Below are 21626 nucleotides of genomic sequence, written 5' to 3'. Positions count from 1 at the left end.
TAGGGAGCAGGCATTGTTCATAACATAATAGGGTTGAAAAGGAGTGATTGCATTGGCGAATCAAAAAAAGAAAACATTGCCGCCTCAGCACCAGAACCAGCAGCCGGGCTTAGAATATCTCATGGACCCGCGTCCGGTTTTTGATAAGCCGAAGAAAGCGAAAAAATTAGAGGGCAAAACCGCTATTATTACCGGAGGAGACAGCGGAATCGGACGCGCTGTATCGGTGTTATTCGCAAAAGAAGGGGCTAATGTGGTCGTCGTGTATTTAAATGAGCATCAGGACGCCGAGGAAACAAAGCAGTATGTAGAAAAGGAAGGGGGAAAATGCCTGCTGATTGCTGGAGATGTCGGGGATGAAGCGTTTTGCAATGATGTGGTTATGCAGACAAGCCAATCGTTTTCGTCCATTGATATATTGGTCAACAATGCAGCTGAGCAGCATGTCCAGCCCGGCATTGAAAAAATCACAAGCCACCAGCTGGTCAGAACCTTTCAAACAAACATTTTCTCCATGTTTTACTTAACAAAGGCGGTGCTGCCTCATTTAAAAAAGGGGAGCTCCATCATTAATACAGCCTCAATTACCGCCTATAAAGGGAATAAAACGCTGATCGATTATTCAGCGACAAAAGGAGCGATCGTTACGTTTACAAGGTCACTTTCACAGTCGCTTGTTCAGCAGGGCATACGGGTCAATGCAGTAGCGCCGGGTCCTATTTGGACACCGCTTATCCCGGCCAGTTTTTCCGCAAAGGATGTGGAAGTGTTTGGTTCAGATGTGCCGATGGAACGCCCGGGACAGCCGGTGGAAGTGGCGCCAAGCTATCTATACCTTGCCAGCAACGATTCCACCTATGTCACAGGACAGACGATTCACGTCAATGGCGGAACAATTGTGAATGGGTGATAAAAAGCCAATCCTTAAGGATTGGCTTATTCGCTCTGCTTGAGCGCTGCATATTCTTTAGAGAGCGTAAGAAACGCATCTTTATCTTTTTCGTCCAAGGCTTTATTGATTTGGTCCGTCAGCATGGCAAGCCGACGCTTATACAAGGATTCATCGAGCACCATTTGAATGTAGACATCCGTCATTGTGACATCAAATTCTTTTGTTTTTTGCGTGTTGCGGGACTTCATGAGCTCAGTGTACGATTTTTTCTCTTTCATAAAGAATCCCCCCAATGCCTTTTTTATAGTATATGGATAAAGGTCGAAAAAATCAATCAATTTTTATAATTTTTAGACAACTAATACTTGGCAATCTATCGACATATCCTGCAAAATGCCGTAAACTGGAAGATCATATGAATGTAAAATCGGGTTATTACTAGTAATTTAGCGCTAGAAAATATCATTAAAAGATGATTTTAGCTTATTTGTTAAAAAAACCTGTCGTTTTATAAAAACAGATGATAGATTATTAGTATAAATTTTGCAGAAAAAGGATGGAGGCTATAATATGAGTCAGAAAACTGACGCACCTTTAGAATCGTATGAAGTAAACGGCGCAACAATTGCCGTGCTGCCAGAAGAAATTGATGGCAAAATCTGTTCCAAAATTATTGAAAAAGACTGCGTATTTTATGTCAGCATGAAGCCGCTGCAAATCGTCGACAGAAGCTGCCGTTTTTTCGGATCAAGCTATGCGGGAAGAAAAGCGGGAACTTATGAAGTGACAAAAATTTCACACAAACCGCCGATCATGGTGGACCCTTCGAACCAAATCTTTTTATTCCCTACACTTTCTTCGACAAGACCCCAATGCGGCTGGATTTCCCATGTGTACGTAAAAGAATTCAAACCGACTGCATTCGACGATACGGAAGTGACATTTTCGAACGGCAAAACAATGGAGCTGCCGATCTCCTGCAATTCGTTCGAAAACCAGGTTTACCGGACAGCGTGGCTCAGAACCAAATTCCAGGACAGAATCGAACACCGCGTGCCAAAACGGCAGGAATTTATGCTGTATCCGAAGGAAGAGCGGACGAAGATGATTTATGATTTTATTTTGCGAGAGCTCGGGGAGCGGTATTAGAAAATAGAAAGGAGCTGACCAAACAGGACAGCTCCTTCTCCTGCTTAGGCAGTCGGGATTCCTCCGGTGATGCCATATACCTGGGATGTCACATAGCTTGAATTCTCTGAAGCTAAAAATACATAAACATCTGCCAATTCTACTGGCTGGCCTGCACGTTTTAACGGTGACGGCGGCGTGCCTTGGCCGAATTTAGGGATGTTTTCCGTCGGCTGTCCGCCGGAAATTTGCAGCGGTGTCCAAATTGGCCCGGGCGCTACTGAATTCACTCTTATGCCTTTCGAAGCCAGCTGTTTTCCCAATCCGACGGTAAAGCCGATAATGGCGTTTTTCGTTGCTGCGTAATCTAACAGCATCGGGCTTGGATTGTAGCCTTCAACTGAGGTGGTGGTAATAATTGATGCGCCCTCAGGCAAATACGGAAGCGCCGCTTTTACAACCCAGTAAAGGGAAAAGACGTTTACTTCAAATGTTTTATAGATTTGTTCAGTGGGCAGATCTTCGATGTTTTCGACCGCTTGCTGTTTGCCGGCGACCAGCGCCAACACATCCAGACCGCCAAGTTCCTGATACGCCTGTTTGACGAAATCCTGGCAGAAGGATTCGTCACTCAAGTCTCCGGAGATCAGTGCTGCTTTTCGCCCTTCTGCTTCTATCAGTTCTTTCACTTCTTCAGCATCAGGCTGTTCCGAAGGCAGGTAGTTAATGGCCACATCGGCGCCTTCCCGGGCGTAAGCAATCGCTGCCGCTCGGCCGATACCGGAATCGCCGCCGGTGACAAGCGCTTTTCGGCCGGTTAGTTTACCCGATCCTTTGTAGCTTTTTTCTCCGCAATCCGGCACTGGCTTCATGTTCTGCTGCAGGCCGGGCGGTTGTTGATATTGTTCGGGAAATTCATCATGAAAAAATGCTGTTAAAGGATTGCTAAGATTTGAATCAGACATCATCAACGCTCCTTTTCTGTTTGGTGTACATTCGTATGTGTACCCCTGAGTATTTTCAGAAAAACATGTTTTGACAGTTTGAATGCTGAAAGACAAGAAAAATCCAACCCTTTTTCCATATTTATCTTGTCAAACTTGACTGTATGAATTAAGATGAAATCCAGCTATAAACAACTAAATATTGGGTATGAGGAGGAGTAAATCGTCATGAAAAAAGCGGCGGCGGTTTTGTTGTCACTCGGTCTCGTTTTCGGTTTTTCATACGGAGCCGGCCATGTGGCGGAAGCCAAAACAAAGGTGAAAGTCTATAAGAACTGCAAGGAGTTAAACAAAGTATACAAAGGCGGGGTGGCCCGCACGTCGAAGGTGAAAAATAAAGGCGGAAAAACGAAGTACAAGCCTTACGTCTCTAAGGCGCTTTATGATGCCAATAAAAAGAAAGACCGCGATAAAGATTATATCGCCTGCGAACGCTAAACAAGAAAAGCAATCTGATGGCCAGATTGCTTTTACTATTTATTGGTTACGCCGCTTGACCGGCCGCAGCGCTTTTCGCTTTTCTTGTCACAAAGCTTACTGCTGCCATGACCGTGATGTTCAAAAGCAGGGCGACGATGCCGACATTTACGTCTTTTGCGGCTTGCGGCAGCGCTGGAAATAAAGTGCTGATCGTTGTTTCCGTCAATGTAATATAAGACACCGCTCCGACACCTGTAAGGATGCCAGCGAAGGCTCCCTGTTTCGTCACTATATTATGCCTGAACAAGCTGAACAGCAGTGCCGGAAATAATTGTGTGACAAGGCTGTAGCCCATTAATAGCAGTGTAACGATGGTATTCCCGCCTTTGAACGTAAAATAAACCGAAATCAGCGCGATCACTGGCACTGCATATTTAGCAAGTGTCGATACGTGCTGTTCTGTCGTGCGGGGGGCGAACACTTTGTACACATTTTTTGCAAACAGGGTGGAAGCTGACATTAAGATCATAGACCCCGGCACAAGCGCCGTCAGCAGTCCGGCAGCGCCGATGATCCCGACAAACCAAGGGTCAAAGGTTTGCAGAGACAGTCTCAAAAGCGATAAATCACCGTCCGCACCTTTCAAACCAGGTACTTGCAGGATAGCGGCAAAGCCGACGAACAGGACGAAGAGCAGGACCAGCTGGTATAAAGGCATGATGATGGCGTTTTTGCGAAAGACTCTTGGGTTTTCGGCTGAATACGAAGCGGAAAATGTATGAGGCCACATATAAAACCCGAGGGCTGTTAAGAGCACGGTTGAACTGAACCACGCCGTACTTTGCCCCGTTTCAGGAAGCGTAAGAAAGCCCGGCTTTGCCGTTTCGATCTGCTGAAACATGTCTTGAAATCCGCCGTAGTAATGAATGGGCAAATACACACCTAAAAACAGAACGACGACCAAAATCATAATGTCTTTCACAACCGATATCCAGGCAGACCCGTGAATGCCGGAAACCATAACGTAAACCGTGATGGAAATGGCGCCGATCCAGATGGCGGCGGCCGGGGAGATTTTGCCGTACGATGTCTCCGATACAATCAGACCGAGGCCTTTCAGCTGCAGCACAAGATACGGAATGAGCGCGGCGATGCCGACCAGTGAAACGAGTACGCCAAGCAGCGGACTGTTATATTTTTGGGTGAAAAAATCAGACTGCGACATCAGCTTATGCTGTTTCGCGTACGTCCAAACAGCCGGCAGGAGCCAATAAGAAAGGATGTAGGCCAGGCAGCCGTAGGCAATGATGTAAAAGGCCGGTCCGCCTTTTCCATAGGCCCAGCCGCTTCCGCCGAGAAACGTAAATGTGGTATAAATTTCGCCTGCCATCAATAAGAAGACGAACAAGGTTCCGAAGCCGCGGCCTCCAACCGTCCACTGCTCAAGGTTCATGTCTTTTCCTTTTTGGGCGCGTATACCGAGAAAAATGCTCAAGAGCAGGACGCCGAAAATGATGATGAGAGCTGCGTTCATTCTGCTTCCTCCTTTTTATTTTCGTTGTCGAGGACATATACAATCGCCATCAACGCAGAGGTCAAAAGAGCCCACATCACGATATAGGCAAGAATAAACGGCATGCCCAATACATAGGGAGTCATTTTATTTGCAAAAGGGATGCCGAGTAAGATGCCAATAAAGGGCAAAGCGGCGAGAACGTGAATCAGTTTCATAGAATCCTCCTTTTATTTTAAGGTGGGGTGTGCAAGCCGGAGCGTACTGAAAATGATGTCGGGAAATATGGCGGCACATGTCATTTTTTGGGGTAAAAGGCTGTGGTTCGAATTATAAATAAATTCATTTTGTTTGTATAGTGTGAATTGTCTGAAATTTATTATTAGAATTGCCCGAAGAGGGAGCGGGCAGTTTCGGAAGGGCGCAAAATGATTCAAAAGACTTATGGCCTGTCCGGGGCAAATAGATAAAACGTTAATAATTCGCTAACCTGTTCACGGATTCGCGGATTAAAATAACGGTGCTTTTCTTCATAACCTTCGATCACAAATACATAAAGCGTAAAGGCCTCATCGCGTTCCGCCTCGTGGATCACAATTTTTCTTTTCCTCAGCTCTTTTCTGACCTCAATCAAATCCTTTTGTGCTATTTTTAATGATTCGCTGATAAGCTGTTTATAAGGATGCTTCAATTTTAAAGCGCTTTGCTCAATTCCGGCGAGATCACGATTTAAAATCGTAATGGCCATGGGCAAAAAAAGAGCCCGTTCAATTAAATCGTATATTTCCTCCTGTAAATTCGGCATGCTGACTCCTTCTTTCTTGCGGGAACGTTCGTTCTGTATATTCTATATCGGCTGGTGAAATGTTTCAATACAGAAAAAATCACCAAAACTTTTTAGTTTTTTGCTGATAATGTGTAGAATAAGGATAGACAAACCCGGTAAGGAGTATAAATGTTGGATCATTTTTTATCCTATTTTACACAAGAAAACTTAACTGAATTATTCCAAAGCTACAGGGCTTTAGGTCCGCTCATTGCTGTGCTGCTGCCTTTAGTAGAAGCATTTCTCCCGTTTTTGCCGCTGATCGTGTTTGTGGTGGCGAATACGAACTCGTTTGGCCTTTGGGAAGGATTCATCCTGTCCTGGGCGGGATCAACTGCTGGATCTATACTTGTCTTTTTCATTGTCCGTCAATACGGGCAGAGAAGATTGCTTGGAGTTATCCGCAGTCACCCGTCGGTCAGAAAGCTGATGTTATGGGTGGAAAGACACGGCTTTGGCCCTATGTTTCTTCTGCTTTGTTTTCCGTTTACACCGTCAGCCGCGGTGAATGTTGTTGCCGGTTTGTCGAGGATCGGAACGCGGCCGTTTATTTTGGCGGCAGCCTCGGGGAAGCTTGTCATGATTTTTATGATCAGCTTTATCGGATATGATCTGCACGCGCTCATCACACAGCCGATACGAACGATCATTGCTGTATTGGTGATCGCTGTTTTATGGTATGTGGGCAAAAAGGTGGAGCGGTATTTGCATGTGAGAGCCAGTCAGCGTGAGCATGATGGGGGGAGGCAGTAACATGAAAAAACGGTTTTGGTTTCTTGCCGGTATAGTGTCCGTCGTTCTCGCCATTCAGGTTAAAAATGCCGTCTTTATTGATTACAAGGTGGAAGGCGTCAGTATGAACCCGACCTTTCAGGAAGGGAACGAATTGTTAGTTAGTAAATTTTCGCATCGATTTAAAACCATTCATCGCTTTGATATTGTCCTTTTCAAAGGCCCAGATCAAAAAGTGCTGATTAAGCGGGTGATCGGCCTGCCTGGTGAATCGATCAAATATAAAGATGATCAGCTGTATGTGGACGGAAAGCAGGTTGCTGAGCCATTTTTGAAGCATTTGAAATCTGTTTCTGCCGGAAGCCATGTAACGGGTGATTTTACCTTGAAAGATGTGACAGGAACAAGCAGAGTGCCGAAAGGACAATATTTTGTTGTTGGAGATAATCGCATATACAGCTTCGACAGCCGGCACTTTGGTCCGATTAGTGAAAAAAAGATTGTCGGTGTGATCTCCGATTCTGAATAAAACCAAGACGCCAATTGAAACGGCGTCTTTTTTGTGCTGGTTTGGAAAAATGTGTTGAAGAAAAATTTGTAAGGAGTTATAATCAAAATTGTTTCATGTGTAACAAAAATAGAATTCGTTTTTAATTTTGGGTTGTTTTTATTGGTTTTTATTCGTTTTATATGAAACAAAAGGAGTGATTAAGATGAATGTTGAAGCCGTGATTATAGGGGGAGGGCCGGTCGGGTTGATGCTGGCTTCCGAGCTTGCGATGGCCGGGGTGAAAACATGTGTGGTTGAGCGGCTTGAAAAGCCTGTTCCTTATTCCAAGGCGCTGACGCTGCATCCCCGCACGCTGGAGCTACTTGAGATGAGAGGGCTTTTGGAGCGGTTTGTATCCAAGGGGAGCAAGATACCTTCCGGGCACTTTTCGATGCTGGATACCCGTCTTGATTTTTCAGGCTTGGATACGAGCTGTCCTTACACGCTTTTGCTTCCGCAGGTTAAAACGGAGCAGCTGCTTGAGGAACATGCGCGAAGCCTGGGAGCAGAGGTGTTTAGAGGAGCAGAGGCGCTGGCGGTTACGCAAAACAGGGAAGGGGCGCAAACGATTTTCAAGGATCGGGAGGGGAGTGTGCGGACGATCATAAGCAAATTTGTCATTGGTGCCGATGGTGCAGGTAGCACTGTCCGGAAACAGGCTGGAATTGAGTTTTCGGGTACCGACAGCACCGTTACAGCGGCGCTTGGAGATGTGGCGCTCCTTTCTCCGCCGCCGTCAGGAGTGCTGTCCCTTTGCACAAAAGAGGGCGGTGTGATGATTGTTCCGCTTTCTCCGCGTCGATACCGTGTCGTCGTAATCAGCCCATACCGAACTCAGACACCGAAAGATGTGCCGGTCACTGAGGAGGAGCTAAAAACTGATCTTATACGAATTTGCGGAACTGACTTCGGTTTAAGCGAGCCTTCGTGGATGTCAAGGTTCGGGAATGCCGCACGTCAAGCGAAGCGGTATCGGGACGGCAGAATCTTTCTTGCGGGGGATGCGGCGCATATTCATTTTCCAGCGGGCGGCCAAGGGCTGAATGTCGGCCTTCAGGATGCGATGAACCTTGGGTGGAAGCTGGCGGCGGCCGTCAAGGGCGCTGCGCCTTCGTGGCTTTTGGACAGCTACCATAGGGAGCGGCACCCGGCTGCTGAAGGGCTCCTGAGGAACACAGAGGCACAGACAAAACTGATTGATTTCACTCAAGCAGGCCTCCATTTGCGCAGTATGATATCGGAGCTGCTCGCCTTCCCTGAAGTGAATCGATATGTAGCGGGGCAAATTTCCGCGCTTGATGTCAGGTATGAAGCTGATCCGGATATGCCGCCGCATCGTTTGAACGGGTTAAGACTCCCGGATATGAAGCTGAATGTTCCCGATGGCAGTTCGGAACGGCTGTACAGCTGTCTTCAAAACGGAACATTCGTTTTACTGTCATTGATCCAAGAAGCTGATGATCATAGCCGAGTGAAAGGCCTGCGTACGGTAAACGCCTCGCTTGCAGAACCGAATGAAAAGTGGCGGGACGTGCATACGGTATTGATTCGCCCTGATGGACATGTTGCCTGGGCGGTGGATGCATCAGCACCCGATTGTACCGGGGTGATTCAAACAGGAATCAGCCGGTGGTTTTCCGTCACCAGTCCGGTGTAACGCAATTCGATTGTTTCATCTGTAACAAAAAGGTATGATAGAAGAAACAATCGAATGAAAAAGGATGGAAAACCCGATGAACACAGATCATACGAAACACAATCTTTTTGAATTATATGCGGAGCTCATTCATCAACAGGAGAAATGGGAGGGACTCATGAAAGCCTTTTTGGCTGACGAGTTGAAGAAGCTGGATGATGAGCACGGGAGTAAATCACAATTGACGATGACAGAAATTCATGTTCTATCCTGTGTCGGAGACAATGAGCCGATTAATGTCACGTCTATTGCAGAAAAAATGAATACAACAAAAGCGACGGTGTCACGCATCAGCACAAAATTGCTTGGCGCCGGCTTCCTTCACAGAACACAGCTTAGCGATAATAAGAAGGAGGTCTACTTCCGTTTGACGCCGGCTGGAAAAAAACTGCATGGGTTGCATAAATATTATCATCAGAAGGTCGAACAGCGTTTTCTGTCATTTTTTGACCGGTACACTGAGGAAGAAATTCTTTTTGCGGAACGGCTGTTACGGGATTTGGTGACAAAGTGGTATCCATCCTCAGAAGAGATTGAAGAAGGGATCCACAGCGTTTTTGAATAAAAAACCATGCACAGGATGCGTGGTTCAGCGTGACGGCAAACTTTGGTTTGTTGTCTGGTCTGCGCGTTGGTGCATACGAATGAGAACATTTTCTTTGCTTCCATACTCACTTTCTTAAGCGGCAAGGGTTTTCAATCACGTTGAAAAGATGGCAACATCCTAAAACGATTCATCGTTTTAGGATGTTGTCAACAATCAACACGCACCGGGGGTGTTTTTTTTACGTTTCCTCTTTCTTTTTCAAGATTGTAACGTAAATCAAATTTCCTCCGGCTAAAATGATAAGCGGCAGTCCGGGGGAACCGGATGTCACTAAATTGTAAATCAGCCAGATACCTAAACATAATCCGTAATATAAGTGCATGGCCTTCTCGGGATTGTCGCGCAGCAAAACCCCTTTAAAAATCTTTTTCATCATAACGCCCCATTAACTTTAAGGTTTCTCCTTTAGTTTACATGCATCTTCGGTTAATCTCAAAATTTGATCTTTGGCTTTTGATGCATCCTTAAAATATGTCGAGGAAATGTTAGAATTATTTTTCTTTTTAAAGTACACAGTTGCGTTTTCTGATAACTCTGCCACGTCTGACCACAATTTCTTTTCTTTAAGAATGGGCATTTTTGCATCCATTGCTTCTAAATTCCTATTGTGATACAAAAATATATAATATTCAACTTTGCTTTGCATACATCTTCGTTGACATTTTCAGCATATCCTAAAGTATAGGTTTGTCCTTATACTGAATGTCTAGTTTGACACTTTTCTTGAAATCTCCACATTTGATAGTTAAATTTTTAATTTTCTTTAACCATGCGCTAATGAGCGTTTCCAATTCAGCAGCTATTGTTGATGGCAGCAACAGGTTAATTCATGGATGCATCATAAAACAATTCTGTAAATACCTTTGCTACGACACCTGTGCGTATCTCGGACAGGTCAAGAATCACAATTACAATCACTTCTATCTCCCGTGCTAAAACACTGTTTTCTCCATATAAACAAGGAAGGAACTAGAGGACATGAAGTCCTCTTCTTACTTACAATATGTCTATGAGTATCTTTCATTCACACGTTTTTACTGTGTTTTTGAAGCTTTACTTTCAAGTGAAATAGGGTCTTCTGTTTTAGTTCTCCTAATCTTTACAGAAATCCCTACTAGAATCACTGCCATAGTTGTAAATATTCCCATGGTTAATAAGATCGTATCCTGATTTAAACTCCATCCAATTAAGAAAGAGATTATCGCTCCTCCGAAACTTGCCGAAGCAATAAATAAACTTGTAACTTCGTCAACGTACTTCTGAATAATGATTGATGCTAGTGTTAAAGCAATGGGAAATATGCCCGCTATACTTAAACCAATCAAAAATGTACCACCCAATTGAAGTATTGGGTTACTTATATAAGAGAAGGCAATCAACAGAACAATTAAACAACTACAACTAAAGAGGAGGTACTTAGAAAAATCAAGCCTCCTACTTACTAAACCGATCAGTATTCTTCCTATGATGATCCCTACCCAGAAAAAGGAGACACTTATGAGACTAATTTGTTTATTGTCTTGGTTTATCATGATTGAAGGTAAAAAGTTGGCGAAATTTGTTTCAATTCCAGCATATAGGAAAGCGAAAAATACAAAAAAGCCTAATTGCTTTGATTTTTTTCTATCTCCTATAAAGTATTGAAATGCTCCTACATTTGGCAAGGCCACTTGCTGATTAGCACTCTTAGCGTACTTTCGGTTCTTGGATAAGAAAATGAACCACCCTGCTAATAGGACGAACAAAAAGGTGAATATACAGTAATACGGTAAATACCAGTTATTAATATCGATGAAGGCATTAATTAATAATGGAAAAGATAAAGCGCCTAATCCAAAGAGAACTTCCAACTTACTCATTTTTTCTGCATTACTTTCGAAATTAGCAATAACAAAGGAACCAACTGTCGTTTCTAATGTACCTGCTCCATATCCTAAGAGAAAAGCCATTACAACAATATAATACCAATCCTTCGTTAGAAAAAAGATACTTAACGCTCCAAGCATTATTGTCAAAGCTAACGTAAGTGTCCTAAAGTGACTGTATTTCTTAATCATTAACGGTGCGATTAATACGCCGCTTAGGAATCCGGTAAACTGAAAGAAAATGATAACCGAAATATCATCTGTTGTCTTGTTAAAAGATTCTAATAGAAATGGTGTCAAACTCCCTGTTGATATATGGATAATACCTACTGTAAAAAAGAAAGCATATCCAAATAAATATGTCCCTCTTAACATTCATTACACCCCTATATTAAAAAGCAGGAAAATAAATTCCTGCTTCTTTAGTAACTTACCTCTTCGAAATACGAATTGACTGCTAAAGAACAGACATTGTTTGAGGGTTGCTATCTTTCTCAAAGAACATTTCTAATACTTCCTGCGATCTAAAACCATCGTTAAAAGAAGGGATCTCAATCCAATCTTTCTGAGTTGATGCAATCCAATTGATTAACTCGTTTCTAAAAGAATCAGCCCAACCATAAAATTCGTTTGGCGGATCATTTAATAGACTTTGGGGTACCGGGCAGTCTGCCACGTTCAAGCCATCTATGAGCTTGTAAACGTGAGGATTACCTGTGTGGTATTTAAACTCTTTTTTGTGTCCAACTACCTCAATGCTAAAACCACAGTCTTCAGGTACAGAACATTTTGATGTGATGATATTTACAAATACCTTGTTCTTCAGCTGACCATAAATTTCTGCATAGTCATCTACAAGTACCTGTTTATCCTCTTTTGTTTTTACATTTGTGTTCATCTTTGCCCTTACTGATTCTGGGATGAAGTCACTCTCAAACAAATACCATACCATGTCGATAAGGTGAATACCCAGATCCCCCAATGATCCACTAGTCTTCTTACTATTAGCGTCATCTCTCCAAGTAAACTTCTTACGTCTAATTGCACTGTTTTTCTTGAAGTGTACTTTTATGGACAGTATGTTACCTAGTTCATGATTGATAATTAAGCTTTTTAAGATATTTACATAAGACAGATATCTATAATTAAATCCCATACTAGCTCTTACGTCTAACCTTTCAGCGGTATCTTTCATTATGCTTGCTTCCTCAAGAGAAATGGCCATAGGCTTTTCACACAATACATGCTTATGTTTTGCTAATGCTTGCAAAGCATGTTCTTTATGGCAAAAGTTTGGAGATGCTACAATTAAACCTTCTGAGACATCAATGAGTTCATCTGCATTTTCATATGCTTTCCCGCCGAAAGTTTTTACAAAGCTTTCCGCATTTTGTTGATTGATGTCATAAACCCCTACTAACTCTGCATTTTTTATTGTAGATAAAGCAGTTGCATGAGCTCTTGCAATACCACCTGCACCTATGATACCAATCTTCTTCATATCTAATTCCTCCTCATGATCCAATGATTTTTTTTAAGGTAGTCGTAATTCCTTTTGAGTACTCACGATCAGATATAAGTTGGTGCAGGTTTTTGGCTTCTTGTGTTGCATTTTTTAACAGATATCCATTCCCGACTGCCTGTAACATACGAACATCATTTCCGCTATCTCCAAATGCGACCCCTTTTTCGGTATTTAGGTTGTATTTCTCTAACATAAACTTCACAATTTCATTCTTCCCTGTACCCATGGGTATAAAATCTACATCATAGCTGTCTTCTGGATCACCTGCTAAGGGATTACAGCGATTTATATTAACTGAAACTCCGTATTCCTCGCAGATTTTTTCAATTGCTAACAGGTTTTTCTTGTCGTTTATTTCATCTTGTTCCTGATAATAAAAATTATGCTTATACCGTGACTTTCCTAATTGAGTTTGAGGATTCAAAAGAATGTTTTCATTTTCATGTAACTGTTTTACAAGTATTTCAATCTTTTCTTTACTAAACTCTTCATTTATACGACTGTTCCACTCCTTGTCTTGCTGTCCGAAGTTATGCTCTGAAAAGTACGTAATTTCAGTTCCAAGATCACTAGCTATAAAATGCGGGAAATATCTAAATTTTCCTCGTTCCATTTTATCGAGAATAGATTCTATACTACTCCCAGTAACCCATCCGATTAGTAGTTCACCATCTTTACTTTTTTGTTCTAGATAGTCTTCGAGTTCATATATGTCTTGTTGTTTCTGTTCATCGATTGTATGCGGAAAATACGTTTCATCAAAATCACAAAAAACAATATACTTAGGATGTTCAACCTTGGATAACGTTTTATACTCCGACATCTTGCTTAATAACATGAAACAGTCCCTCCATTACTCTGTCTTGCTCTTCTAACGTAAATGACGGATATAAAGGCAAATGCAGCACCTGACTATGAGCCTTTTCCGTATGAACCAATTGGAGTTTTGCATACTTTTCCTGTACTAAAGGAGTTTTTTGCATATGAGACAGTACTGGATAATATACATCTGTTTGAACACCAAACTCTTCATTTAACTTAGTCATGATATCTGTTCTATCTTCTGTTCTTACCTTAATAGGAAACAGATGCCACACATGATCTTCACTTAATTCTGGTAATTCAATAAGGCCTTTATTCTGTAATTCTGCTAGTTGAGTAATATATCTATCCGCCAAGAATAATCTTTTGAAGTTGTTTAATGAAAGATACTTCATTCTCTCTAATCCAATTGCTGCCTGTATATTGTCCATTTTTGAATTAAATCCAAAATTGATGACTTTCTTATTTTTCACATTTACTTCAAAACCATGATAACTAAATTGAATGCATTTTTTAGCGAGTTCTTCATCATCGGTTGCTATTGCCCCAGCCTTACCACATACACCAAAATTCTTATATGGATTAAAGCTTAATGTAGTGATGTCTGCATACTTTCCTAAGTCTGTCAGTCCAATTCCTTGGCAAGCATCCTCAATGACTTTTAATTGATAACGATTTGCTATTTGACGGATATGCTTCATTTCTGAATGTTTTCCGTATAAATGCACAGGTAGAATAAACTTTGTATAAGGAGTTATTGCTTCCTCAATTTTGTCAGGGTCGATGCAGAATGTTTGTGGGTTAATATCGACATAGGTAGGAACGCCACCCACAGCTAACACAGCATTTTCAGTAGCTGAAAAGCTATTAGCCGGCATGATTACTTCATCCCCTCGGTTTAACCCTAAAGCCAGTAATCCTATCATAATAGCATCCGTTCCACTGCTGGTTGCAATTACATACCTTTTATGTAAATATGTAGATAAAACATTTTCGAATTGATCTAAATAGGAACCGCTCGTAAATTTTCCAGTTGGCAAAACTTTAGTTAAAGCATTTAAGATATCATCCACTTCATCATTGGTTATTAATCTATCGACAGGCATAAAAGGGACTTTACTTATTTCGCGATTTTTTTGGTAGTTGAAAAGGTCATTTTCAATATCTGTATTTTCTTTTAATACTTGTCTCCACCGCTCGTTTACAATACTGTCTTCAATAACAAGTTCTTTTCTTTGTACGTCACCTTTTAAGTGTTTTAGTAGTAACATGTTTTCTTTACTTTTACCTAAAACTTTAACCTGTTTTTGCATGAACAGTACCTCCAATGATTTTTTTAATCTTAAAAATTTGTTACAAATTTATCCTAATTTCTGAAACCGATAACATGTCAATAACTTTTTTAAGGAAGGGAAAATATGCCTACAATTGATGAGATAGCAAAATTATGCAACGTGTCTAAAACCACAGTATCAAGAGTATTGAATAATCACCCTTATGTGTCGAAAGAAAAAAGAGATATGATCTTAAACGCTATTAACGAACTTGACTACACGCCCAATTATTTAGCTCGGAATTTTAGGAGAAATAAGACACAAACGATAGCTTTATCGGTTCCGAGTATCGACCATCCATTTTTTGCTCAATTAATAAAAGGGGTCTCTCATGAAGCGCTGTTTAAGAATTACAAGGTCATTGTATTTCAAACCTTTTATGACCAACAGACAGAGATAGAACTATTAGAGTTATTGAAACACAAAGAAGTTGATGGTATTATTCTTGGAACTTTAGAAAATGAATGGGATAAGATATCCCCTTTCTTAAAGTATGGTCCTATCTTATTATGTAATGAATATCATCACTCAGCGGACATCACGATCATTGGGTATGATGAATTTGAAGCCGCATACATGGGGGTTGAACATTTAATTGAAAGAGGACATAAAAAAATTGGATTTTGTTTTGATACTCCAAATAGCGAAGCTCAATGTCAGAGGAAAGAGGGTTACTTGAAAGCTTTACAAGATTACAATTTACATCATAGAAACGAATGGATATTCGGGGAATTGTTTAATATCGAGGATGGCTTTCGTGTTTTTAATAAGATAAAGGATTTAAAGGACAGACCCTCAGCAATATTTACAGGAAATGATCAAGTCGCTGCAGGGATTATTAAACAGGCGATAAAAAATGGCTTTCATGTTCCAGAAGATTTAGCTGTAATTGGGTTTGACAACCAATTGATTTGCCAAGTCGTTACTCCGACGATAACAACAATTGATATTCCCATAATAGAATTAGGTCAACAGGCTGTGTTGAAAATAATCGAGTATATTTCGGGTAACACTTCTTTAAACAGAAAAATTATTAAACTGCCAACAAATCTTATTATAAGAGAATCAACTTAACTCTAGGTTTTCACTTCCGTATCATTTTATATCTTTATATAGAAAAAGAGGTTATTCATATTTAACCTCTTTTTCAATCAGGAAGCCTGTTTTTTGAAATTCTCATAAATGCTTCTATACCAAAGTCGTCAATGATTTCTTCGCCTTTCATTTCGCCCTCTGGTAGCATTCCTTCAAATCTGATGCATATTCTGATCAAACAAATTTTTGTTCAGCAATGCGGATGAGCGGACATACACAATAAAAAAACCACCCTATGCTATTAAGCAAGAGTGGTAATCTAGAGTGACTTCCTTCATAAACTCCATTTCAACCAATCCATCAGGAGTCTTGATGATTTTTCATTACTCATGGCTCTCTATGATGTATCCGCTTTTACTTGTAATTCATTTGTGTCAGCAATTTCAATCAACGCATTCACATACGAAGCTTTTTACACTTACCTGCCCCATTTTGAAGTCTTCCATACTCTACAAAATAGAGTGAACAATTCCCTTTTCCATATAAATATACCACTTGTGGATTTTTTCAACTAGGGATTGCTGCCGCTTATCGAACGCTCTGTGCCTTTTTTCTCACCATGAAGATGGTAAAGCAGGCGATAAAACGGCGGCAATAGGGCAATGACAAGGATGACGCGTATGACCTGAACCGCAACGACAAAGGTGGAATCGGCATGCAAGGTAACAGACGTCGTCGCCATTTCTGCAATGCCGCCAGGCGCAAATGCCAGAACAGAAGTGATGAGTGAGATTCCTGTCAGCTTGGAAACGATAACGGCGCTTAAAAACATAGCCGCGATTAAACCGACGGATGAGACAAATCCGACGATGATAATGCGGGTGACGCCGGTAAACATGCTTTTGTACATCTTAGAGCCGATCGTTGCCCCGAGAAATACTTGCGACACATGGTTAGCTTGTGACGGCCACCATGCCGTCATGTCTTGCCCTGTCACCGCAGCACCGCCAACATGTATAAGAGCTGCACCGAGCATGCTGCCGAGCAGCCATGGTGCCGGAAATTTTAAACATTTCGCGGCTTTGCAGGCGCCCCAGGCAGCGAGAATCAGAACGGCGGTCCACAAAACGGGAGCGAGCCTAAAATCCGTCGTTGCCGAGGAAAGCGTTTCTGCTGTGGCACTTGCGGAACCATCTTGTTTTGTATAGATGAGGATGACCAAAAACGGGATGGACAGCACAACGAGCAGCACACGCATCATTTGTACGAGGCTGACAATGGCGGTATTGGCGCCGACCTCCTGTGCGATGCTAGGCATGGCGGACAGCCCGCCGGGAGCCGTACCGACAAAGCTGGTCATCATATCCGTTTTGCTGAAACGCCAAAGCACATATCCTGACAGCATGGCCATAAGTATAGACAATACCAGCATAACGCCGACTGAAAACCAATGGTCTTTGAGGACAGAGAGAACGGATAAATTCAGCTTTTGGCCCAATTCGATGCCGAGAATCACCTGACCGAGGGCGAGCCATCGGCGGTTAATTCCTTTTTGGTCCGGCGCCATCATCAGCCATGCCGGCCGTATCATGGCGAGGCAGCAGGCGATAATCAGCGTTCCGATCATCCATCCAATTGATATTCCGGTTAATGAAAGAATAAATCCCCCGGCTGCACTGATTGCGATAAACCATAGATCTTTGAGGAGATGTTCGTCTTTCTTCAATGTAAAACCCTTCTTCCTTTTCACGTAACATTCCAATTGTTCACGTAGTGAATGTATGATTACTATAGTATATTTTCGTTGATAAAGAAATGATGAATTATTTTCTATTATCCATTCACTTTTCTTATGACCTTCTGCTCGAGCCTCTCTATTGTGTAAGTCAGGCATAGACCCGTTGCCAGCAAACACACGGCCAGAGTGTAAAAAATCACTTCTCCGCCAAACGATGTCAGGATCAGCCCTCCTGCAAGGGGGCCGATTGAGCGGGAGATATCCCAATGCAGGCCGTATACCGCATAAAACCGGCCGAGTAAATAAGGCGGTGCCAATTTCGAAATAAAGGTCTGGATGTGGGTTAATCCGATGCTTTCGCCAACCGTCATCACCGCTGCCGTTACCAAAAGCATTGTCACAGAGGTTGAGCATGCGAAGCCGACAGCTGCAAGGGAATAACAAATATAAGTAATCAAAAGGATCGTTTTCATTGAAAGCTTTTCGGTTCCTTTGACAAGGGGAATCTGGAGAACAAAGCTGAATAAAGCTTTGGCCGCCGAATAAATGGTCAGCATGGATAGATAGTCGGAAAACATGTTTTTGCTAAACAGCCTGTAAGTTGTTTCTGTTTGCGCATATAACATGCTGATGGGGAGAGAAAGCAGCAAAAGAAGCAGTACAGGCCTATATATCGTAAAGCTCGGGGAAAACGCCGATGCACCAGTTGTTATCATCGGCTTTGTTTCCGGCAGTTTCAGTGCGGCGATCAGAAAGTAAAGGAACAATGCCGCGGCATCTAAAGCGAATATCCACACGGGGTCATGCTTGTACAGCAGCACTCCCAGCACAGGCCCTGCCGTCAGGCCAGCTGAATAGATCACATTGATGACCGCAAACACTTCTGAACGTCTGCTTTCCGGCGTGCTTTCGGCAATTTGGGCGCGGGAGGCGGGAATGTACAATGATCTCCCCATACCATTCATGACATAGAGAATGGCGAAAACATACGCATGCTCAGCAAACACAAAACCCGTCATGGCGGCTGATTGCAGAAGCAATGCGATCAGAATCGCGGTGCGACGCCCAAGCCGGTCCGTCACCCGTCCTGCAACGAGCGTCAGGCAAATATCGGCAAATGGCTGAAGGCTGATGATCAACATGGGAATCATGACACTCCCGTTTAATTGTTCATGCAAATACAGCACCATAAAAGGGCCCATCATTGCACCTGTCAGGCTTGTCAGCATCTCGCCGAAAAAGCGGAGCCAAACGGGAGCGGTGTATCTCGATTTGATAGATTGAAAGCTGGATAACATGTGATCGCCGCCTTTCGCGTTTTGATATAGTAGTAGTGTATAGAAGGGACGGCGGCCCAAAAAGTGAAGAAAAGAAGAGAAAAAGATTCCCCTTTTATCGGGAGGTGCGGGGATTGAAGCTGATTGAGCACTATGTGGCACTTGTAAAAACAGGACACGCTGCGTATGGACAAATGAATGAAATGACGCTCACTGAGATTGCTGACTGTTTATTTTGTACAGAAAGAAATGCAAAGCTCATTTTACACAAGCTGGAGAATAAGAATTGGATTGTCCGGGAAAGCGGGGCGGGACGCGGCCGCAAATCCAAAATCGCGTTTCTTCGCCAGCCTGAGGAACTGCTTTTTCAAACCGCCAAGGAATATACAATGGCTGGAAAGCTAAAGAAGGCAAAGGAACTGATTCAACAGTATCAGTCCGCGTTTCCGGGGCTTCAAAACGAATATGATATGTGGTTTTCTGAGGTGTTCGGCTTTGTGACAGAGACTGGCGGGGATGGAGCGAAGGATGTGCTTCGGCTGTTCATCACCCCTGAAGCTGTCAGCAGTCTGGACCCGTGCCGCATCTTTTTGCGGTCTGAGGGGCATTTCGTCAAACAAATATTTGATACACTGCTCACGTTTGATCCGGATGTGCAGGAGCCGAAGCCTCATTTGGTTCATGGATGGGAAGAGGACGGGAAAAAACGGTGGAGATTTTTTCTTCGAAAGGGTGTGTCTTTTCATAACGGACAGCCGCTGACGGCGCGGGATGTTGCGTTTACGCTTCGGCGCTTTTTGGCACAGGCTGACAACCCATATAAATGGCTGTTATACGGAGTGAAACAAGTCTTAGAAAACGGCTCTTATTGCGTGGAGCTTATACTTGATAAGCCGAATGAGCTTTTGCCGTATGTTCTTTGTGATGAACGGCTGTCCATTCTGCCGGCAGAACAGGGCGGCGGAATCAATGGAACAGGGCCTTTTCGGGTGATGCAGCATCACGGCCGGATGCTTGTGCTTGAAGCCAATGAGCGCTACTTTAAGGGACGGCCTTTTTTGGATCGCGTTGAGTTTGTGTTTTCTGAACAAGCCGGAGAGATGAATGGTTTTACCATTCAAGAAAAACAAACATGTTCTGAGAAGCAAACGGTTTTTGACGAGCGGCATGTTCAGTATTTGTCGCTCAATCTGAAAAAGAAGGGGCCTCTTTGGCATCGAAGCTTTAGAAAAGCGCTCCGCCTGCTGATTTCCTCTGAACGGCTCGTTCGTGAAGCGGGAGGGCACCGCAAAACCCCGGTTACGTCTTTTTTACATTCGAGTCCTTTTGATTGGGGAGGCGTTTCACCTTCTGAATTGCTGAAGCAGAGCGGCTACAAAGGAGAAACGCTGGTGCTGTATACCTTTTCGGAAACGGATCATCGCGAGGACGCCGAGTGGATTCAAAATGTTTGCGCCCAACATGGCATCAGGCTTACACTTCAATTCTGTGATTCTGCTGATCTGCGCCGGCCCGAAATCGTGCAGATGGCGGATATCATCCATGACAGTGCGACGTTTTATCAAGACAGTGAGTTTGGTTTTCTGCATTTGCTGCTGTCTGAGAACAGTTTTTTGTGCCAGCATCTATCTGAAAAGATGAAACAGATATGCTCAGAAATGACAGAACGCTTTTTTTCGATGCCTGACCGCTGTTTGAGAATCAATATGCTGCAGGACATTGACCGCCAGCTTATACAGGAATTCAATGTGATTCCGCTGTATCAAAATGTGCTGCGGGTGACATCAAGCGAGAATGTGAAAGGCCTGATGCTTGATGAAGAGGGATGGATTGATTTGTACTCCGTGTGGCTGTCTAAATGAAAAGAGGGTTCTTTCTTGAACCCTCGCTGTCTATTATGACGCTGCCATGCTGAGGTCTTGGCGATGATCGTGACCATGCTTTTCATATTCTGTGCCGCGCGCATCATGCTTGAAGAGCCTCGGGTACAAGCTTCAGAATTTTTCTCCGTGGCCGATCCCCTCTGCGTATCGTTTTATGTTTTCTGGCTTTATTTGAAAAAACAGGCGGGGTATATGTAACGTTCCGTCAAATAGTATAGAAACCAGACAGCGTGATGTTGTTCATCCCGTGCGGCGCGCGTAAAGAGGCTTTTCGCTTTTACGTTTGAGGTTTCCTCGGCCGCACGCAAGTAAAAGCGGACTGTTTCTTGTTCATCTTTAAAAGCAGCGTTCAGCCCTCTCGTGAAATTGTCCGGGCATTCCCCCGTTTGTTTCGGCATAATGTGTTGGCCGGTAATGGCTTCGTACAATGTGGAAAATTCACGGAGGTGGCGCATTTCGGCACGCCTGATGTCTTCTATCTGCTTTCTGATTTCGTCGCGGCGGGCAAGTTCGGCAAGCTTGCGGCAGCATTGAACTGCGCTGAATTCGCCGTTAATGGCCTTTTCCAGATTCCGAATCAAAACAGGGTCTTCCCGGCACGGCGCCGGATAGGGATAGTAGCTGTAGTGCAAGGGGGTTCAACTCCATTCTTAGGAATTGGGCTTCTGTAAAAAATATATGCAGGGCGGGGAGACATGTGCGGAGAAATTCAGCTTTTTATATGCGAAAAGGCCGTTTTTACCAATAAATCAGATTGGTCATTTTCGTCAACATTCGAT

General features: G+C 43.1%; 23 protein-coding genes. 9 read left to right on the top strand and 14 right to left on the bottom strand.

Annotation, left to right across the window (positions count from 1 at the left end; translation table 11 throughout):
• Positions 1–52 precede the first annotated feature (52 nt).
• Positions 53–910: an SDR family oxidoreductase gene (locus V6D44_RS04290; RefSeq protein ID WP_087991280.1), complete on the top strand. Its 858-nt coding sequence runs from the start codon at positions 53–55 to the stop codon at positions 908–910.
• Positions 911–936: 26 nt separating this feature from the next.
• Here the strand turns inward: V6D44_RS04290 and V6D44_RS04285 are convergent, their stop codons facing one another.
• The gene (locus V6D44_RS04285) at positions 937–1170 is read right to left on the bottom strand and encodes an IDEAL domain-containing protein (RefSeq protein WP_003239440.1); all 234 of its coding nucleotides are present in this window, start codon (positions 1168–1170) and stop codon (positions 937–939) included.
• Between the two features lie 292 nt (positions 1171–1462).
• Between V6D44_RS04285 and comK the strand changes: the two genes are divergently transcribed.
• Positions 1463–2041 (top strand): competence transcription factor ComK, encoded by a 579-nt coding sequence (gene comK / locus V6D44_RS04280; protein WP_087991281.1) that lies wholly within the window; start codon positions 1463–1465, stop codon positions 2039–2041.
• 44 nt (positions 2042–2085) lie between these two features.
• Here comK and V6D44_RS04275 read toward each other — a convergent pair whose 3' ends face one another.
• Complete coding sequence (locus V6D44_RS04275; RefSeq protein ID WP_333516301.1) at positions 2086–2985, bottom strand: SDR family oxidoreductase; 900 nt, start codon at positions 2983–2985, stop codon at positions 2086–2088.
• A gap of 207 nt (positions 2986–3192) precedes the next feature.
• Here V6D44_RS04275 and V6D44_RS04270 point away from each other — a divergent pair, with 207 nt between their 5' ends.
• Positions 3193–3462, top strand: a complete 270-nt coding sequence (locus V6D44_RS04270; RefSeq protein ID WP_087991283.1) for an excalibur calcium-binding domain-containing protein — start codon at positions 3193–3195, stop codon at positions 3460–3462.
• A gap of 46 nt (positions 3463–3508) precedes the next feature.
• Here the strand turns inward: V6D44_RS04270 and V6D44_RS04265 are convergent, their stop codons facing one another.
• From V6D44_RS04265 to V6D44_RS04255, 3 genes are all read right to left on the bottom strand, one after another.
• Complete coding sequence (locus V6D44_RS04265) at positions 3509–4978, bottom strand: sodium:solute symporter family protein (protein ID WP_087991284.1); 1470 nt, start codon at positions 4976–4978, stop codon at positions 3509–3511.
• Positions 4975–5175 (bottom strand): DUF3311 domain-containing protein, encoded by a 201-nt coding sequence (locus V6D44_RS04260; protein WP_087991285.1) that lies wholly within the window; start codon positions 5173–5175, stop codon positions 4975–4977. The genes V6D44_RS04265 and V6D44_RS04260 overlap by 4 nt, the downstream gene beginning before the upstream one ends.
• A 224-nt stretch (positions 5176–5399) precedes the next feature.
• Positions 5400–5762, bottom strand: coding sequence for a hypothetical protein (locus tag V6D44_RS04255; RefSeq protein WP_087991286.1), 363 nt, complete (start codon positions 5760–5762; stop codon positions 5400–5402).
• Between the two features lie 150 nt (positions 5763–5912).
• Between V6D44_RS04255 and V6D44_RS04250 the strand changes: the two genes are divergently transcribed.
• From V6D44_RS04250 to V6D44_RS04235, 4 genes are all read left to right on the top strand, one after another.
• Complete coding sequence (locus V6D44_RS04250) at positions 5913–6536, top strand: TVP38/TMEM64 family protein (RefSeq protein WP_087991287.1); 624 nt, start codon at positions 5913–5915, stop codon at positions 6534–6536.
• A gap of 1 nt (position 6537) precedes the next feature.
• Positions 6538–7044 (top strand): signal peptidase I, encoded by a 507-nt coding sequence (gene lepB, locus V6D44_RS04245; RefSeq protein WP_087991288.1) that lies wholly within the window; start codon positions 6538–6540, stop codon positions 7042–7044.
• 178 nt (positions 7045–7222) lie between these two features.
• Complete coding sequence (locus tag V6D44_RS04240; protein WP_202328536.1) at positions 7223–8722, top strand: monooxygenase; 1500 nt, start codon at positions 7223–7225, stop codon at positions 8720–8722.
• A 76-nt stretch (positions 8723–8798) separates the two neighbouring features.
• Positions 8799–9326 carry a MarR family transcriptional regulator gene (locus tag V6D44_RS04235; RefSeq protein ID WP_333516287.1) on the top strand — a complete coding sequence of 176 codons (528 nt, stop codon included), beginning with the start codon at positions 8799–8801 and terminating at the stop codon, positions 9324–9326.
• A gap of 220 nt (positions 9327–9546) precedes the next feature.
• Here the strand turns inward: V6D44_RS04235 and V6D44_RS04230 are convergent, their stop codons facing one another.
• The 6 genes from V6D44_RS04230 to V6D44_RS04205 form a co-directional block, all read right to left on the bottom strand.
• Complete coding sequence (locus V6D44_RS04230) at positions 9547–9744, bottom strand: hypothetical protein (protein ID WP_087991290.1); 198 nt, start codon at positions 9742–9744, stop codon at positions 9547–9549.
• 15 nt (positions 9745–9759) lie between these two features.
• Complete coding sequence (locus V6D44_RS04225; RefSeq protein WP_087991291.1) at positions 9760–9957, bottom strand: hypothetical protein; 198 nt, start codon at positions 9955–9957, stop codon at positions 9760–9762.
• 445 nt (positions 9958–10402) lie between these two features.
• Positions 10403–11608 carry a glucose/mannose transporter GlcP gene (gene glcP, locus V6D44_RS04220; RefSeq protein ID WP_087991292.1) on the bottom strand — a complete coding sequence of 402 codons (1206 nt, stop codon included), beginning with the start codon at positions 11606–11608 and terminating at the stop codon, positions 10403–10405.
• A gap of 82 nt (positions 11609–11690) precedes the next feature.
• Complete coding sequence (ntdC, locus tag V6D44_RS04215) at positions 11691–12734, bottom strand: glucose-6-phosphate 3-dehydrogenase NdtC (protein ID WP_087991293.1); 1044 nt, start codon at positions 12732–12734, stop codon at positions 11691–11693.
• 13 nt (positions 12735–12747) lie between these two features.
• The gene (locus tag V6D44_RS04210; RefSeq protein WP_333516286.1) at positions 12748–13596 is read right to left on the bottom strand and encodes an HAD-IIB family hydrolase; all 849 of its coding nucleotides are present in this window, start codon (positions 13594–13596) and stop codon (positions 12748–12750) included.
• A complete protein-coding gene (locus V6D44_RS04205; RefSeq protein ID WP_289346860.1) occupies positions 13568–14893 on the bottom strand; it encodes a DegT/DnrJ/EryC1/StrS family aminotransferase in 1326 nt (441 codons plus the stop codon). The genes V6D44_RS04210 and V6D44_RS04205 overlap by 29 nt, the downstream gene beginning before the upstream one ends.
• Positions 14894–14998: 105 nt before the next feature.
• Between V6D44_RS04205 and ntdR the strand changes: the two genes are divergently transcribed.
• On the top strand, positions 14999–15988 hold the full coding sequence (ntdR, locus tag V6D44_RS04200; RefSeq protein ID WP_202328479.1) for an NTD biosynthesis operon transcriptional regulator NtdR: 990 nt from the start codon (positions 14999–15001) through the stop codon (positions 15986–15988).
• Between the two features lie 532 nt (positions 15989–16520).
• On the opposite strand, the gene V6D44_RS04195 is transcribed toward ntdR, so the two are convergent.
• On the bottom strand, positions 16521–17675 hold the full coding sequence (locus V6D44_RS04195) for an AbrB family transcriptional regulator (protein ID WP_333516285.1): 1155 nt from the start codon (positions 17673–17675) through the stop codon (positions 16521–16523).
• 107 nt (positions 17676–17782) lie between these two features.
• Positions 17783–18985: an MDR family MFS transporter gene (locus tag V6D44_RS04190; protein ID WP_333516284.1), complete on the bottom strand. Its 1203-nt coding sequence runs from the start codon at positions 18983–18985 to the stop codon at positions 17783–17785.
• 113 nt (positions 18986–19098) lie between these two features.
• Here V6D44_RS04190 and V6D44_RS04185 point away from each other — a divergent pair, with 113 nt between their 5' ends.
• Entirely contained in the window at positions 19099–20826 is a 1728-nt protein-coding gene (locus V6D44_RS04185; RefSeq protein ID WP_253268992.1) for an SgrR family transcriptional regulator, read from the top strand.
• A gap of 188 nt (positions 20827–21014) precedes the next feature.
• Here the strand turns inward: V6D44_RS04185 and V6D44_RS04180 are convergent, their stop codons facing one another.
• The gene (locus V6D44_RS04180) at positions 21015–21479 is read right to left on the bottom strand and encodes a ferritin family protein (protein ID WP_253268993.1); all 465 of its coding nucleotides are present in this window, start codon (positions 21477–21479) and stop codon (positions 21015–21017) included.
• Between the last annotated feature and the right edge of the window lie 147 nt (positions 21480–21626).

Source organism: Bacillus sp. 0209A (assembly GCF_036765095.1).
Classification (GTDB): Bacteria; Bacillota; Bacilli; order Bacillales; family Bacillaceae; genus Bacillus; species Bacillus subtilis_G.
Note: the sequence above shows the minus strand (reverse complement) of the source record. Positions and strands in the feature narration are given on the sequence as shown.

What these genes read in the sequence shown, in the direction of transcription:
- V6D44_RS04285 (WP_003239440.1), bottom strand. Translation starts at nt 1,170, where the DNA reads ATGAAAGAGAAAAAATCGTACACTGAGCTCATGAAGTCCCGCAACACG.
- V6D44_RS04230 (WP_087991290.1), bottom strand. Translation starts at nt 9,744, where the DNA reads ATGATGAAAAAGATTTTTAAAGGGGTTTTGCTGCGCGACAATCCCGAG.
- glcP (WP_087991292.1), bottom strand. Translation starts at nt 11,608, where the DNA reads ATGTTAAGAGGGACATATTTATTTGGATATGCTTTCTTTTTTACAGTA.
- ntdC (WP_087991293.1), bottom strand. Translation starts at nt 12,734, where the DNA reads ATGAAGAAGATTGGTATCATAGGTGCAGGTGGTATTGCAAGAGCTCAT.
- V6D44_RS04265 (WP_087991284.1), bottom strand. Translation starts at nt 4,978, where the DNA reads ATGAACGCAGCTCTCATCATCATTTTCGGCGTCCTGCTCTTGAGCATT.
- V6D44_RS04260 (WP_087991285.1), bottom strand. Translation starts at nt 5,175, where the DNA reads ATGAAACTGATTCACGTTCTCGCCGCTTTGCCCTTTATTGGCATCTTA.
- V6D44_RS04275 (WP_333516301.1), bottom strand. Translation starts at nt 2,985, where the DNA reads ATGTCTGATTCAAATCTTAGCAATCCTTTAACAGCATTTTTTCATGAT.
- V6D44_RS04250 (WP_087991287.1), top strand. Translation starts at nt 5,913, where the DNA reads ATGTTGGATCATTTTTTATCCTATTTTACACAAGAAAACTTAACTGAA.
- V6D44_RS04225 (WP_087991291.1), bottom strand. Translation starts at nt 9,957, where the DNA reads ATGGATGCAAAAATGCCCATTCTTAAAGAAAAGAAATTGTGGTCAGAC.
- V6D44_RS04270 (WP_087991283.1), top strand. Translation starts at nt 3,193, where the DNA reads ATGAAAAAAGCGGCGGCGGTTTTGTTGTCACTCGGTCTCGTTTTCGGT.
- V6D44_RS04190 (WP_333516284.1), bottom strand. Translation starts at nt 18,985, where the DNA reads ATGTTATCCAGCTTTCAATCTATCAAATCGAGATACACCGCTCCCGTT.
- lepB (WP_087991288.1), top strand. Translation starts at nt 6,538, where the DNA reads ATGAAAAAACGGTTTTGGTTTCTTGCCGGTATAGTGTCCGTCGTTCTC.
- V6D44_RS04210 (WP_333516286.1), bottom strand. Translation starts at nt 13,596, where the DNA reads ATGTTATTAAGCAAGATGTCGGAGTATAAAACGTTATCCAAGGTTGAA.
- ntdR (WP_202328479.1), top strand. Translation starts at nt 14,999, where the DNA reads ATGCCTACAATTGATGAGATAGCAAAATTATGCAACGTGTCTAAAACC.
- comK (WP_087991281.1), top strand. Translation starts at nt 1,463, where the DNA reads ATGAGTCAGAAAACTGACGCACCTTTAGAATCGTATGAAGTAAACGGC.
- V6D44_RS04235 (WP_333516287.1), top strand. Translation starts at nt 8,799, where the DNA reads ATGAACACAGATCATACGAAACACAATCTTTTTGAATTATATGCGGAG.
- V6D44_RS04255 (WP_087991286.1), bottom strand. Translation starts at nt 5,762, where the DNA reads ATGCCGAATTTACAGGAGGAAATATACGATTTAATTGAACGGGCTCTT.
- V6D44_RS04205 (WP_289346860.1), bottom strand. Translation starts at nt 14,893, where the DNA reads ATGCAAAAACAGGTTAAAGTTTTAGGTAAAAGTAAAGAAAACATGTTA.